Origin of the sequence: Corallococcus exercitus (genome assembly GCF_042231735.1) — a bacterium.
GTDB classification, from domain to species: Bacteria; Myxococcota; Myxococcia; order Myxococcales; family Myxococcaceae; genus Corallococcus; species Corallococcus exercitus_B.
On record NZ_CP102577.1, the window covers coordinates 2,316,278 to 2,329,947 of the forward strand.

11 protein-coding genes are annotated in these 13,670 nt (G+C 71.4%); all 11 read left to right on the plus strand.

What is annotated here, in order from left to right:
- The first annotated feature begins 23 nt into the window (after positions 1 to 23).
- The 11 genes from NR792_RS08655 to NR792_RS08705 all read left to right on the plus strand — a co-directional run bounded on the left by NR792_RS08655 (position 24) and on the right by NR792_RS08705 (position 13,599).
- Positions 24 to 1,253, plus strand: coding sequence for a TolC family protein (locus NR792_RS08655; RefSeq protein WP_375759591.1), 1,230 nt, complete (start codon positions 24 to 26; stop codon positions 1,251 to 1,253).
- Positions 1,250 to 2,440 carry an efflux RND transporter periplasmic adaptor subunit gene (locus NR792_RS08660; protein WP_375759592.1) on the plus strand — a complete coding sequence of 397 codons (1,191 nt, stop codon included), beginning with the start codon at positions 1,250 to 1,252 and terminating at the stop codon, positions 2,438 to 2,440. Before NR792_RS08655 ends, NR792_RS08660 begins: the two co-directional genes overlap by 4 nt.
- The gene (locus NR792_RS08665) at positions 2,430 to 5,558 is read left to right on the plus strand and encodes an efflux RND transporter permease subunit (protein ID WP_375759593.1); all 3,129 of its coding nucleotides are present in this window, start codon (positions 2,430 to 2,432) and stop codon (positions 5,556 to 5,558) included. Before NR792_RS08660 ends, NR792_RS08665 begins: the two co-directional genes overlap by 11 nt.
- Complete coding sequence (locus tag NR792_RS08670) at positions 5,555 to 6,100, plus strand: RNA polymerase sigma factor (RefSeq protein WP_375759594.1); 546 nt, start codon at positions 5,555 to 5,557, stop codon at positions 6,098 to 6,100. Before NR792_RS08665 ends, NR792_RS08670 begins: the two co-directional genes overlap by 4 nt.
- A gap of 68 nt (positions 6,101 to 6,168) precedes the next feature.
- Positions 6,169 to 6,822, plus strand: a complete 654-nt coding sequence (locus tag NR792_RS08675) for a methyltransferase family protein (RefSeq protein ID WP_375759595.1) — start codon at positions 6,169 to 6,171, stop codon at positions 6,820 to 6,822.
- Positions 6,823 to 7,096: 274 nt separating this feature from the next.
- Entirely contained in the window at positions 7,097 to 8,413 is a 1,317-nt protein-coding gene (locus tag NR792_RS08680) for a TolC family protein (protein ID WP_375759596.1), read from the plus strand.
- Entirely contained in the window at positions 8,391 to 9,815 is a 1,425-nt protein-coding gene (locus NR792_RS08685; protein WP_375759597.1) for a multicopper oxidase family protein, read from the plus strand. The genes NR792_RS08680 and NR792_RS08685 overlap by 23 nt, the downstream gene beginning before the upstream one ends.
- Before the next feature lie 195 nt (positions 9,816 to 10,010).
- Positions 10,011 to 11,702 (plus strand): ATP-binding protein, encoded by a 1,692-nt coding sequence (locus NR792_RS08690; RefSeq protein ID WP_375759598.1) that lies wholly within the window; start codon positions 10,011 to 10,013, stop codon positions 11,700 to 11,702.
- 33 nt (positions 11,703 to 11,735) lie between these two features.
- Positions 11,736 to 12,542, plus strand: a complete 807-nt coding sequence (locus NR792_RS08695; RefSeq protein ID WP_375759599.1) for an acyl-CoA desaturase — start codon at positions 11,736 to 11,738, stop codon at positions 12,540 to 12,542.
- A gap of 21 nt (positions 12,543 to 12,563) precedes the next feature.
- On the plus strand, positions 12,564 to 12,863 hold the full coding sequence (locus tag NR792_RS08700) for a PRC-barrel domain containing protein (RefSeq protein WP_375759600.1): 300 nt from the start codon (positions 12,564 to 12,566) through the stop codon (positions 12,861 to 12,863).
- A 43-nt stretch (positions 12,864 to 12,906) separates the two neighbouring features.
- Entirely contained in the window at positions 12,907 to 13,599 is a 693-nt protein-coding gene (locus NR792_RS08705) for a VOC family protein (RefSeq protein WP_375759601.1), read from the plus strand.
- Positions 13,600 to 13,670: the final 71 nt, after the last annotated feature.

The window sequence follows — 13,670 nt, forward strand, 5'->3', positions numbered from 1 at the left end:
TTCTTCCGAAGAGGTCTTCCTCCGTGTCCATCCGTTCCGCGACGGCCGCCCTCGGGTTGGCCGCCGCCCTGCTCTGTCCGCGCCCAGGCGCCGCGGATCCCTCCCGCATCACCCTCCAGGACGCCTTCGCCCTGGCACGCCAGCACGCCCCGGCGCTGGTGGAGGCCCGGGCGCGCGTGAAGGCCGCCCAGGGGCCCGTGGCGAGCGCCGCGCCGCTGCTGCGCGAGAACCCCCAGTTCGACTTCCAGGTCGGGCCGCGCCGGCTGGCCAGTGGCGACTCCGGGCTGGACGTCGCGGTGGGGCTGGCGCAGCCCTTCGAGCTCGGAGGCAAGCAGGGGCTGCGACGGGAGGCGGCGCGCGCCGGCCTGTCCATGGAAGAGGCCCGCCTGCGCGACGCGGAACGGCGGGTGCTGGGGGACGTGGCCGCGGCGTACCTGCGCCTGCTGGAGGCCCGGGAGCACCTGAAGCTGGTGAACGCCGCGACGGAAGCGACGGCGCGCACGGTCCAGGCCACGGAGCGGCGCTACGAGGCCGGCGACGTGCCGGCGGTGGACGTCAACGTGGCGAAGGTGGCGCATGCCCGGGCCCGCGCGGCGGCCCGGGTCGCGCAGGGCGAGCTCTCCGCGCTGCGGGCGGAGCTGGAGGGGCGCCTGGGCCAACGCGCGGGGAGCTCCGTCACCTACGACGATGACCTGCGGAGCCTCGCGCGGGCGGCGCCTCGCACGGCGCCGGAGGGCGTTGGAGCGCGCGCGGACCTGGTGGCCCTGGAGCAGGAGCAGGCTCGGGCGAAGGCCGCCGCGACGCTGGGCCGGCGGCAGGTGCTGCCGGACGTGGCGCTGGGCGTGCGCTACCAGAAGGAGGCGGACGAGACGGTGTTCCTGGGAACGCTCAGCGTGCCCCTGCCCCTCTTCGCCCGAGGACAGGAAGCGCGCCTCGTGGGCGAAGCGGACGCCAGCCGCGCGGAGGGAGAGCTCCGCGCCGCGCGCGTCGTCGTGCCCGCCCAGGTCCAGGCCGCGACCGACCGCTACCGCGCGAGCCGCGACGCCCTCGCGGCCCTGGAAGAAGTCCTGCCGCTGCTGGACGACAACGAAGCGCTGGCGCAGCGCTCCTACGACGCCGGCGAGATGGACCTCGCCGCCTTCCTCCTCATCCGTCGCGACACGCTGGAGGCGCGGGCCGCGTGGCTCGACGGCCTCCTGCGCGTGGCGCTCGCCCGAGTGCAGCTCGAAGTGGAAACCGGAGTCCTGCCATGAAGCCCACCCTGCTGCTGCTCGCCGCCCTCGTGGGCCTCACCGCCTGCAAGTCCTCCAAGGGGGAACATGAAGATGCCCATGAACACGGGCACGAGGAGGGAGCCCCGGAGAAGCTCCACGTCGAGTCCGGGGACGTCATCCACGTGCACGTCCCGCAGGAGATGCTCCGCGACCTGCGCGTCACCACCGCGAAGGTGGAGGCCCGCCCGGGTGGAGAGAGCGTCACCGCGCTGGGAGAGCTGACCTTCAGCGAGGACGCCTACGCGGAGGTGTCCTCGCCCGTCTCCGCGCGCGTGGCCTCCGTCGCCGTGACGACGGGCCAGGCGGTGAAGCAGGGCCAGCGGCTGGCGGAGCTCCAGAGCCCGGAGCTGGGCCGGGCCCGCGCGGACCTCCAGGCCACGCAGGCCCGCGCCACCGCCGCCCGGCAGGCCGCGGACCGCAAGCGCTCGCTGGCCGAGGAGCGCATCGTCGCGCGCAAGGACGTGCAGGCCGCCGAAGCGGACGCCGCCGCGGCGGAGGCGGAGGTCGCCGCCGCGAAGGCCGCGCTGACGGCCCTGGGCGCGGGCGGCGCCGCGGGCGAGGGCACGTCGGGCTTCGTGCTCAAGGCGCCCATCGCCGGCACCGTCGTGGAGCGCACCGCGCGGCTGGGGCAGATGGCGGATCCGTCGCAGGCGCTCTTCCGCATCGGGGACCTGTCGTCGCTGTGGCTCGTCGTCCACGCGTTCGAGCGGGACGCCGTGCGGCTGAAGCCCGGGGCGGAGGCGCGCGTCACCTTCGCCGCGTTCCCGGGCCAGGAGTTCAGCGCGAAGGTGGGCCACGTGGGCCAGGGGGTGGATCCGCGCAGCCGGACCATCCCCGTGCGCCTGGAGCTGGACAACGGCAAGGGGCTCTTGCGGCCGGGCATGTCCGCGTCCGCCTCCATCCCCCTGGGAGATCCGGGCGCCACGCTCACCGCGGTGCCGGCGGCGGCGCTCCAGCGGCTGGAGAACGGCTGGGTGGTGTTCCTCCCCACGGCGGAGGCCGGCGTCTTCGAGCAGCGCGAGGTGGGCCGGGGCCGCAGCCTGGGCACGCAGGTGGAGGTGCTCTCGGGGCTCGTCGTGGGCGACGAGGTGGTGGTGGAGGGCGCGTTCCTGCTCAAGGCCGAGGTGGAGAAGTCCGAGGGCGGAGGCGACGAACATGGCCACTGAGCCGCGCGTGTCGCTGCCGGGGCGCATCCTCCGCGCGTCCTTCGCCCGGCCCGGGCTGACGGTGCTCGTCGTCCTGGCGCTGGCGGCCTTCGGCGCGGTGGCGCTCCGCAACCTGCGCCAGGACGTGTTCCCGGACCTGTCCGCGCCCATCTTCAACGTCATCGTGCAGAACCCGGCCATGGGCGCCGAGGAGCTGGAGACGGCGGTGGCCATCCCCATGGAGGTGGCGCTCGCGGGCCTGCCCCAGGTGCGCCGCATCCGCTCCACCTCGCAGCTGGGCGTCACGCAGGTGACGGTGGAGTTCGAACCGGACGCGGACTACTTCCGCAGCCGCCAGTACGTGGCGGAGCACGTGGCGCAGGTGGAGGGCGAGCTGCCGCCCGGCACCGACGCGCCGCTCGTGTCCAGCCTCACCGGCCGGCTCAATGAAGTCTTCGAGTTCACGCTGGAGGCGGACCCCGGCAGCGCGGACCTGATGGCGCTGCGCGACCTGGCGGAGTTCGACATCAAGAACCGGCTGCTCGCGGTGCCCGGCGTCGCGGGCGTGGAGCGGCTGGGCGGCTACCTGCGCCAGTTCCAGGTGCTGCTGGATCCGGATCAACTGGTGGCGCGAGGCATCACCCTGGACGAGGTCCAACACGGCCTGGAGGGCGCCAGCGTCAACGCGTCCGGAGGCTTCGTCACACAAGGGCCCATGGAGTGGGCCGTGCGCGCGGTGGGCCGGGCGGAGACGGTGGAGGACCTGAACAACACCGTGGTCGCGCTTCGGGACGGGACGCCGGTGCTGCTGGGGGACGTGGCGGACGTGCGCGAGGCCCCCGCGCCGCGCCGGGGCATGGCGCACCGGCTCCAGGGCGAGGTGGTGAGCTGCCGCGTGAGCAAGCAGTTCGGCGCGGACACCGTGCGGGTGGCGGAAGGCGTGCGCGCGGCCATCGAGGAGCTGCGCCGCTCGCTGCCGCCGGGCGTGAAGCTGCGCGTCGTCTACGACCAGTCGGAGCTGGTGGGCTCCGCGCTGGGAGGCGTGGGCCGGGCCATCCTGCTGGGGGCGTTCCTGGTGGTGGGCGTGCTCTTCCTGCTGCTGGGGGACTGGCGCGCGGCGCTCATCGTCACGCTCACCCTGCCCCTGTCGCTGGCGCTGGCGGGCCTCTTGCTGAAGGCCGCCGGCATCGGGTTGAACACGATGACGCTGGGCGGGCTGGCCATCGCGGTGGGCCTGCTGGTGGACGCGGCCATCATCGTCGTGGAGAACGTCATCCACGACCTGCGCGAGGGCAAGGGCCGCCGCTCGGTGCGCGACGAGGCGCTGGCGGCGGCGCTGGAGGTGGGCCGCCCCATCGCCTTCGCCACGCTCATCGTCGTCGCGGTGTTCATCCCGCTGTTCTCGATGACGGGCATCGAGGGCCGCATGTACCAGCCGCTCGCGGCGGCGGTGGTGGCGTGCCTGGCCGCGTCGCTGGCGCTGGCGCTCACGCTGGTGCCGGTGGTGTCGGGGCTCCTCTTGCGCGCGCCGCGCGAGGACTCGCCGGAGGACGTGTGGCTCATCCGCAAGGTGAAGGCCGCGTACGCGCCGCTCCTGGACACGTGCATGCGTCACGCGGGGCGGGTGCGCGTGGTGGCGCTGGCCATCACCGTGCCCGCGCTGGGCCTGGCCTTCATGGTGGGCAGCGACTTCATGCCCCGGCTGGACGAAGGCGCGTTCCTGCTCCAGACGGTGCTGCCGCCGGAGGCGTCGCTTGATGAAGTGGACCGCCTCAACCACCGCGTGGAGGACGTGCTGCGCGAGTTCCCGGAGGTGGAGGACGTGGTGCGCCGCACCGGCCGCGCCGAGCGCACCGAGGACCCCATGCCCCACACGCTGTCGGACGTGCTGGTGGTCCTGAAGAAGAACTCGATTGGCGGTCGCGAGGCGCTGGAGTCGCGGATGCGCGAGGCGGTGGAGAAGGTGCCCGGCGTGTCGGTGCTCTTCACCACGCCGCTGGGCATGCGCATCGACGAGGGGCTGGGAGGCAGCCCCGCGGATCTCTCCGTGCGCATCTTCGGGCCGGACCTGGACACGCTGGCGGAGCTCGCGGAGCGCACGCGCGTGTTGATGGCGAAGGTGGACGGCGTGGAGGACCTGCGGGCGGAGCGGCTGAGCGGCCTGCCCCAGCTGCGCATCGCGGTGAACCGCGCGGCGGTGGCGCGCGTGGGCCTGACGCCCGGGGACGTCATCCGGGCCGTCCGCGTGGGGCTGGTGGGTGACGAGGCCGCGCAGATCTGGAAGGGCCAGCGCCGCTACGACCTGGTGCTCCGGCTGGCGGACCACCGCCGGGGCGACGTGAACGCCCTGCGCAACCTGCTGGTGGACGGGCACGACGGCACGCGCATCCCCCTGAGCCAGCTGGCCACCATCGAGGAGACCTCCGGCGCGGGCAGCGTGCGCCGCGAGGCGGGCAGCCGGCGCATCGCGGTGGAGGCGGGCGTGTCCGGCCGCGACCTGGGCAGTACCGCGGCGGAGGTGCGGGAGGTGCTGGCCACGCAGTTGAAGCTGCCCACGGGCTACTTCGTGGACGTGGGCGGCAAGGTGGAGAGCCAGGAGCGCGCGGCGCAGGCGCTGACGGTGGCCATCGCCGTGGCGCTGCTCGCGGTGTTCGTCCTGCTCTACCTCGCGCTGGACTCGGTGGCGGAGGCGCTGGTCATCCTGGCCACCTTGCCGGACGCGTTCGTGGGCGGCATCCTCGCGCTGTTGCTCGCGGGAGAGACGTGGAACGTGTCCAGCCTGGTGGGGCTCATCGGTCTGTTCGGCATCGCGGTGCAGAACGGCCTGGTGCTCGTGGCGCAGACGAAGGACCTGATGGGCCGGGGCAAGCCCTTCGCGGAGGCCGTGCGCGAGGCGAGCCTCGGCCGCGTGCGCCCCAAGCTGATGACCGCGGCCACGGCCATCCTCGGCCTGCTGCCGCTGCTGGTGCTGCCGCTGCACGGGACGGAGATTGAACGGCCGCTGGCGGTGGTGATGGTGGGCGGGCTCGTCACGTCCACCCTGTTCACGCTGCTGGCCCTGCCCACGTTCTACGCGCTGGTGCATGGCTTCCAGGAGCGCCTCGCCGCGCGCAGGGCACAGCGGAAGGCCCCGGCATGAGCCTGTCACCGGAGGCGCTCGACACGCTGCTGCGCCATCACCATGCGTTCCTCGCGTTCCTCACGCCGCGTGTGGGAAGCCAGGAGGCCGCGCGCGAGGTGCTCCAGGCCGCCTTCGTGAAGGGCATGGAGCAGGGCGAGTCCCTGCGCGAGGACCAGAGCGCGGTGGCCTGGTTCTACCGGCTCCTGCGCAACGCGCTGGTGGACCGCCACCGCCGGGGCCAGCGTGAGGTCACCGCGCTGGAGTCGCTGGCCCACGAACAGCCGCTGTCCACGGCGGACGCCTCGGGGTTGGAGGCGACGGTGTGCGGCTGCGTGGCGGGGCTCGCGGGGACGCTCAAGCCCGAGTACGCGGAGGCCGTGCGCCGCGTGGACCTGGAGGGCCTGACCGTGGCCGGGTACGCGAAGGAGGCGGGCATCTCCGCCAACAACGCCGCCGTGCGGCTGCACCGCGCGCGGCAGGCCCTGGGCCGGCGGCTGGTGGAGCTGTGCGGCCACTGCTGCGCGCAGGGCTGCGTGGACTGCGCCTGCGCGCCCGCTTGAAAATGCGGGTGTAAGAGCGCGCGGCTCCGGGCGTCAGCGTGGGGGAACGCAGCTGGAGGTCTCCCCATATGGACGTCGCCACCTTCACCCGGCCGGCCCTGCCCGCCGCCACCCTCGCCTTCCTCCTCTTCGCCATGGTGTTGCCGTCGGTGCGCCTGCGCCGCCGCACGGGCCGCCCCGCGCTGGTGCTGCATCGCTCGGGACCGCCGCTCCAGCGGGTCATCGGCGTGGGCATGGCGCTGTTCATGGGGGCCATCGTGCTGTGGAGCGCGGCGCACCTGGCCTTCGGTGAGCCGGCGCTGGGCGTGTGGCACGTCCCGGAGGCGCTCCGGTGGAGCGGCTGGGCCCTGGTCGCCGTCGGGTTCGCCGTCACGGTGCGGGCCCAGGTGGAGATGGGCGCGTCGTGGCGCATCGGCATCGACTCGGAGCGGACGGAGCTGGTGACGGGCGGCCTCTTCGGCGTCGTGCGCAACCCCATCTTCAGCGGAATGCTCATCGTGGTGACGGGCATCACGCTCGCGACGCCGAGCGCGTGGACGGTGATGGGCTGGCTCGACTACCTGCTCCTGGTGTCGCTCCAGGTGCGGCTGGAGGAGGACCACCTGCTCCGCCTGCACGGCGCCACGTATCAGCGCTACGCGGCGCGCGTGGGCCGCTTCATCCCGGGCGTGGGTCGGCTCGAGCCCGCGGGCATGGACGCCGCCGCGCGCATCACAGTGTGACGTTGGCGGTCACACCCCACCCGAAGTGCCCATGGGAACGTGCTCCGCTGGACGCCGTCATTCCATGGGGTTGCGGTACCGGACGTCATGGCCCGGGCCTTGCTCGACAGCCGCCGGTGTCCTGGCTGCCGTACGGGCACGCCCATTTTCGAGGTCTCGTGTGCACTGGAAATCTCCCTGGCTCCTCTCGGTTCTGCTGCTCGGTGGCTGCGCCTCCATCCAGAAGGAGCGCGGCCATCTGGAAGTGGCGGCACTCGTGGAGGAGCGGACAGGCTTGAAGACGCGTTGGAACCAGGGGACGCCCGAGGACGCCCAGGTACAGCAACACCTGGATGCCCTGCTGGCCGGCGACCTCACGTCGGACCACGCGGTGGAGGTGGCGCTGCTCAACAACCCCGCGCTCCAGGGGACGTACGAGGAGCTGGGCGTGTCCCAGGCGGACATGGTGCAGGCCGGGCTGCTCACCAATCCGTCCTTCGACGGGAGCATCGGCTTCCCGCTGTCCTCGGACGGCGGCATCGAGCACGAGTTCTCCATCGTCCAGAGCTTCGTGGACCTCTTCACGCTGCCCCTGCGCAAGCGCGTGGCGAAGGAGCAGTTCCTGGCGGACACGCTGCGCGTCACGCACGAGGCGCTGGTCACCACGGCGGAGGTGCGCCAGACGTTCACGGAGGTGCAGGCCCGGCAGCAGCTGGTCGCGCTGCGCCGCGAGGTGCTCCAGGCCGCGGACGCGGCGGCGGACCTGTCCGGCAAGCAGCGCACCGCGGGCAACATCACGGAGCTGGCCCTGGCCACTGAACAGGCCGCGCTGGAGCAGGCGCGGCTGGAGCTGGCGCAGGACGAGCTGGCGCTGGTCGAAGCGCGCGAACACCTCAACCGCCTGATGGGCCTGCACGGTCCCAGGGTCCAGTGGACGCTGTCGCGGAAGCTGCCCGAGGTCCCCGTCACCGAGGCGTCGTTGGAGCGCCTGGAGACGCTGGCCATCCGGCAGCGGCTGGACATCGACGCGGCCCGCAAGCAGGCCTCGCTGTTGTGGAACGCGCTGGAGCTGGCGCGCAGCACGCGCTTCTTCGGCCGCGTGGAGGTGGGCGTACACACGCACCGCGACGCGAACGGGCCGCGCCTCCTGGGCCCCACGCTGTCGCTGGAGCTGCCCATCTTCGACCAGCGTCAGGCACTCATCGCGAAGCTGGAAGCGCAGCACCGTCAGGGCGAGGCCCGGCTGACGGAGCTGGCCGTCAACGCCCGCTCGGAGGTGCGCGCCGCGAGGGCGAAGCTGGTGACGCTGCGGAACATGGCGGAGCGCTACCAGAAGGTCGTGCTCCCGCTGCGCACCACCATCGTCGCGGAGTCACAACGCCAGTACAACGCCATGCAGATCGGCCTTCCCGCCCTCCTCATCGCGCGACGCGAGCAGGTGGAGGCCTGGAGGGCCTACCTGGAGACGGTCCGCGACTACTGGATGGCGCGGGCCGACCTGGAGCGCCTCGTGGGCGGACGCCTGCCCCTGCCCACCGCGCCCATTCCCTCTCCCTCTCCCTCCCCTGCTCCTTCGCCTGAGTCCACCCATGAGCACCATGAAGCCCACTGACGAAACCCAAGGGCCCGCCGAGGACACGCGGCCCGACACCTCCTCCGCGCTCACGCGCCGCAGCCTGCTCGCGCGCACCGGCGCCACGCTGGCGACGGGCGCCCTGCTGATGCAAGGCCGCGCCGCCCAGGCTCAATCCAGCGTGCCCGGCGCGCACGGCCCGCGCGAAGGCTCGGCCGCGGACACGGGCGGCAAGGTCGCGCGGCAGTCGCACCTGCCGCCCGGAAAGCCAGGCCGCGACTACCGGCCCGTCGTCGTGCCCAACGGCGCGAAGCTGCCGTGGAAGGACGTGGGCGGCGTGAAGGTGTTCCACATGGTGGCCGAGGAGGTCGAGCACGAGTTCGCGCCCGGCCTCAAGGCCCTGTGCTGGGGCTACAACGGCCACGTGCACGGGCCCACCATCGAGGTGGTGGAGGGCGACCGCGTGCGCTTCTACGTGACGAACCGGCTTCCCGCGTCCACCACGGTGCACTGGCACGGCATCCTGCTCCCCAGCGGCATGGACGGCGTGGGCGGGCTGAACCAGAAGGCCATCGCGCCGGGGGAGACGTTCCGCTACGAGTTCACGGTGCGCCAGTCAGGGACGGGGATGTATCACTCGCACCACGACGAGATGACGCAGATGGCGATGGGCATGGTGGGCCTGTTCATCATCCACCCGCGCAAACAGGTGGGGCCGCGCGTGGACCGGGACTTCGCCATCATGCTGCACGAGTGGCGCATCGACCCGGGCACGCGGCGTCCGGACCCCAACGAGATGACGGACTTCAACGTGCTGACGATGAACGCGAAGGCGTTCCCCGGCACGGAGCCGCTCGTCGTGCGCAAGGGCGAGCGGGTGCGGATCCGCTTCGGCAACCTGAGCGCGATGGACCACCACCCCATCCACCTGCACGGCTACCAGTTCCGCATCACGGAGACGGACGGAGGCCGCATCGCGGAGAGCGCGCAGTGGCCGGAGACGACGGTGCTGGTGCCCACGGGCAGCACGCGCACCATCGAGTTCGTGGCGGACGAGCCCGGCGACTGGGCCATGCACTGCCACATGACCCACCACGTGATGAACCAGATGGGCCACGACCTGCCGAACATGATCGGCGTGAAGCCCGGGGGCCTGGACGCCAAGGTGCGGCCCCTGCTGCCCGGCTACATGACCATGGGACAGACCGGCATGGGGGACATGGCGGGCATGCACCACATGCCCATGCCCGCGAACTCCATCCCCATGGTGGGCGGCAAGGGCCCCTACGACGAAATCACCATGGGAGGCATGTTCACGATCCTCAAGGTGCGCGACCGTCTGGACGGCGAAGGGGACCCGGGCTGGTACACCCCGCCGCCGGGAACGCAGGCGCAGCTCGCCAACGCGGACGAGCTGCGCCGGGACGGCATCGACGTGTGAGCAGCCCCCGGTGGAAGCACGGCTGCCTGCACGCCGAGGAAGGACGTCTTCCCGTCCGGTCCAGGCATTGCGCTTGGGGCCGATGACAACCACCTTTCATCTCTGTTCATCACCACTCGCCAGCTGCCGTGCTCTCTTCTCGAGTCCGACAGGGATTGCGTGGCTCCAGGAGATTCTGGTGACAGGGGAAGGGCCATGGCGAGCATCGCGGAGATCATCCGGACCAACCACGCGGAGATCATGCGGTGCTGGATGGAGGAGGCAACCCAGGCCGCGTCGGCCCGAGGCCTGGACAAGCCCGAGTTCAGGAACATCATGCCCGTCTATCTCGCGTCCCTCGCGGAAGCACGGGCCTCGGGCGGAGAGGGCGATGACAGGCAGCGGCAGCACGTTGAAAGCCATGTATCCGCACGGCTTCGCCAGGGCTTCCATGTCGCGGAGGTGGTCGAGGAGTTCGCCATCCTGGGACGGTGCATCACCCAGATGTGGGCCAATACACCTCCCGACCAGCAGCCCGACGGCCATGACGTCGAGCGGCTCTACGCCGAGCTGCACGTCGCCATGGAGAGCGTCACGGACCTCTTCGGCAAGCACCTGCTGGAGGAAGAACAGACGGAGAAGCGCTACCTGCGGCTCCTCCAGAAGGTGGCCAGCGAAGCCCTCAGGCTGGACGGGCCGGGGAGCCGGAACCAGCTGAAGGAGCTGCTCGAGGTCATCCTGGAGGCCATGGGCGCCCAGAGCGCTGCCCTGTTGCTCTACGAGCCGGAGGACGAGCGCCTGGTGACCGCAGCCTCCGCGGGAGCCGCCAACGAGCAGCTGGAGCAATACGCGACCTCCCTGGATCCGAAGACCTTTCCCGGGAGCATCGTGGCGGCGGGCGAGGAGACCTACTCCCTCTGGGATGCCACGACCACGACGCTCGAGGTGAGCGACACGCTCCGGCAAGGAGGGATCCACTCCCTGCTTGGAGTCCGGCTGCCCGCCCACCGGGCCCTGATGGGCGTGCTCTACGTAGGACTGACCGACACCCGTGGGTTCACCGGCCGGGAGAAGCAGCGGCTTCAGACCCTGGGACAACACCTGAGCATCCACCTGGAGAACGCCCAACTGTACGCGAACCTCCAGGAGAAGGTCGAAGCGCTCCAGGCCGAGCGGGGCCTCCGCGAGCAGTTCGTCACCATCCTGGCCCATGACCTGCGCGGACCCTTGTCCTCGGCGAAGATGGGGGCCCACGCGCTCATCCGGGCGCCGGAGAAGCTGGAGGCGCGGCGCGACCTGGCGCTGAGGATCGACCGGAACATTGAACGGGCGGACCAGATGGTGCGGGACCTGCTCGACACCAACCGCATCCAGGCGGGCCAACGGTTGCCGCTCCGGCTCGACACGTGCGACCTGGGAGGAATCGCCCGCGACGTCGTCGAGGAGCTGACGATGCTCCATGGAGACCGCTTCGTGCTCGAGGCGCAGGAGCGCGTCCGGGGCATCTGGAGCGCCGAGGAGCTGCGCCGCGCCTTGTGGAACCTGGGCACCAACGCCCTCAAGTACGGAGCGGCCGACCTTCCCATCACCTTCACCGTCACGTCGACGGCCATGGGAGCGCGAGCCTCCGTGCACAACCAGGGACCGGTGATTGCTCGCGCCGACCAGGAGACCATCTTCAAGCCCTTCATCCGGACCCGCTCCGCGCAGACGGGGAGGTCGAAGGGTTGGGGGCTGGGACTGACGCTGGTGTGGGGGTGCGCCCAGGCGCACGGCGGAACGGTCGAGCTGACGAGCGACGCCGACACCGGGACGACCTTCAGCCTGGTGCTGCCCTGGGACGCCCGCCCGTTCCAGGCGGCCCCGAAGGAGTCGGAGCAGCTCGCGCGGGTTTCGAGCGGCGCCTGACAGGAGGCTGACACGGCGGGGGGTTCCTTTCACATGGTCCCCTTCGTCTTCGCCTCCCATTGGTCCCTGAGCGTCCTCTTCCAGAGCCTCTTCCAGCACCGCTACGCCGCGCACCGCATGTTCACGATGGGGCCTCGCACCGAGCGGGCGCTCCACCTGTCGACGGCGCTGGTGCAGGGCTCGAGCTACCTCGATCCGCGCGCCTACGCCATCCTCCACCGCGAGCACCACGCGTACGCGGACACGGAACGCGATCCGCACTCCCCCGCGCACCAGAAGAACCCCCTGCGCATGATGCTCCACACGGCGCGCCGCTACGCGGGCCTGCTGACCCGGAGCCTCTCCGCCGAGCCGCGCTTCCTCGGGGGCTATCCGGAGTGGCCCGCGGTGGACCGCCTCTTCAGCCGCTGGCCCACGCGCATCGCCTTCGGTGCGCTCTACGCGCTGTTCTACCGGCGGTTCGCGACGCGGCCGTGGCACTGGGCGCTGCTGCCCATGCACTTCGTGATGGGGCCGGTGCATGGCGCCATCGTCAACTGGTGCGGACACCGCTACGGCTACCGCAACTTCGCGAGCCGAGATGAATCGCGGAACACCCTCCCTGTCGACGTGCTGTGCATGGGCGAGCTCTTCCAGAACAACCACCACGCCCGGCCGGCGAGCCCTGACTTCGCCGCCCGGCGCTTCGAGCTGGATCCCACGTGGCAGGTGATGCGGTTGCTCGCCCGGATGAAGCTCATCCGGCTCACGCCTGCTTCGAAAGGCGAGCATGCGAAGCACCGTCCGGCGCATGCGCAGGTGAATCGCGGCACTTTGCCCGCGGCATCCCCATCTTTGTGAGCGAACGGAGGATCATCCCCCATGCAATTCGCGGAAAGCGTCGTCCAAGGTCGCATGGTCGTCGCGGCGGGAGGACAGGCGCTCGGGAACGTGGAGACCCTGTCCATCGACAGCGAGACCTGGAAGATCGACTCCATCCAGGTGAAGTTGTCCTCGGAGGCGGCCGAGCTGTTTGGCGTGTACTGGAACTACTTCCACGCGGGGCGCATCTACGTGCCGACGCGGCTGGTGCATTCGGTGAGTGACACCGTGCTCCTCTCCGTCACCGTCGACGAACTCCGTGAGGTGCTCGCCCAGGACTCCGCCAGCGCCACCACCTGAGCGAGGCTTTACTCCTCCGAGCCCGTCCACTACGAGAAGCCGGATGACGAACGGCTTCTGCTGGTACGAGCTCAGGACCTCCCGGCCCGACGAGGCGCGGCGCTTCTATTCGAACGTGCTGGGAACGCCCTCCGTGGGTGAAGTCACCCTCCTGCCGGAAGCCGCCGCGGCCCGGGGTGCTCCCAGCCATTGGCTGGGCCACATCGACGTTCCCGACCTGGAGTCCTCCGTGCAGCGCTTCCTCGCGCAGGGCGCCGAGCGGCTGGGACCGCCGCGCAGGTCCGCGGAGGGCGTTCCGTCCACCGTGCTGAGGGATCCGTTCGGTGCCGTGGTCGCGTTGACGTCACGGACCGGGCATCCGACGCACCCAGCGCTGGCGTGGCATGAGCTGCACACGAGCGACCAGGAGCGCGCCTTCGCGCTCTACAGCAGCGTGTTCGGCTGGCGCCCCACGGAAGCACTCCAGCTGTCCCCCGAGGTCGGGACGTATCAGCAGTTCACGTGGCGCGAGGACGCGCGCAGCGTGGGCGCGGCCTGTAGCACCGCGCGCCTCCCCCACATCCATCCGCACTGGCTCTTCTACTTCGCGGTCGACGACCTGGACCGCGCGCTCGCGGCGGTCGTCGAGGGCGGTGGGCTCGTGGCCAGCAGTCCGCACGTCATGCCGGACGGAACCCGCGTGGCCCCCTGCGAGGATTCGCAGCGGGCCGCGTTCGGCCTGCGTCAGCGCCCGTAGCAACGCATCCCGAGCATCCCCAGGGCGGGGATCCAGCGGAATGGACGAATGGGGTAGATTCGCGTTTTCCC

Coding starts and splice junctions, on each gene's coding strand:
- NR792_RS08660 (WP_375759592.1), top strand. CDS start 1,250: ATGAAGCCCACCCTGCTGCTGCTCGCCGCCCTCGTGGGCCTCACCGCC.
- NR792_RS08695 (WP_375759599.1), top strand. CDS start 11,736: ATGGTCCCCTTCGTCTTCGCCTCCCATTGGTCCCTGAGCGTCCTCTTC.
- NR792_RS08700 (WP_375759600.1), top strand. CDS start 12,564: ATGCAATTCGCGGAAAGCGTCGTCCAAGGTCGCATGGTCGTCGCGGCG.
- NR792_RS08685 (WP_375759597.1), top strand. CDS start 8,391: ATGAGCACCATGAAGCCCACTGACGAAACCCAAGGGCCCGCCGAGGAC.
- NR792_RS08670 (WP_375759594.1), top strand. CDS start 5,555: ATGAGCCTGTCACCGGAGGCGCTCGACACGCTGCTGCGCCATCACCAT.
- NR792_RS08690 (WP_375759598.1), top strand. CDS start 10,011: ATGGCGAGCATCGCGGAGATCATCCGGACCAACCACGCGGAGATCATG.
- NR792_RS08675 (WP_375759595.1), top strand. CDS start 6,169: ATGGACGTCGCCACCTTCACCCGGCCGGCCCTGCCCGCCGCCACCCTC.
- NR792_RS08665 (WP_375759593.1), top strand. CDS start 2,430: ATGGCCACTGAGCCGCGCGTGTCGCTGCCGGGGCGCATCCTCCGCGCG.
- NR792_RS08705 (WP_375759601.1), top strand. CDS start 12,907: ATGACGAACGGCTTCTGCTGGTACGAGCTCAGGACCTCCCGGCCCGAC.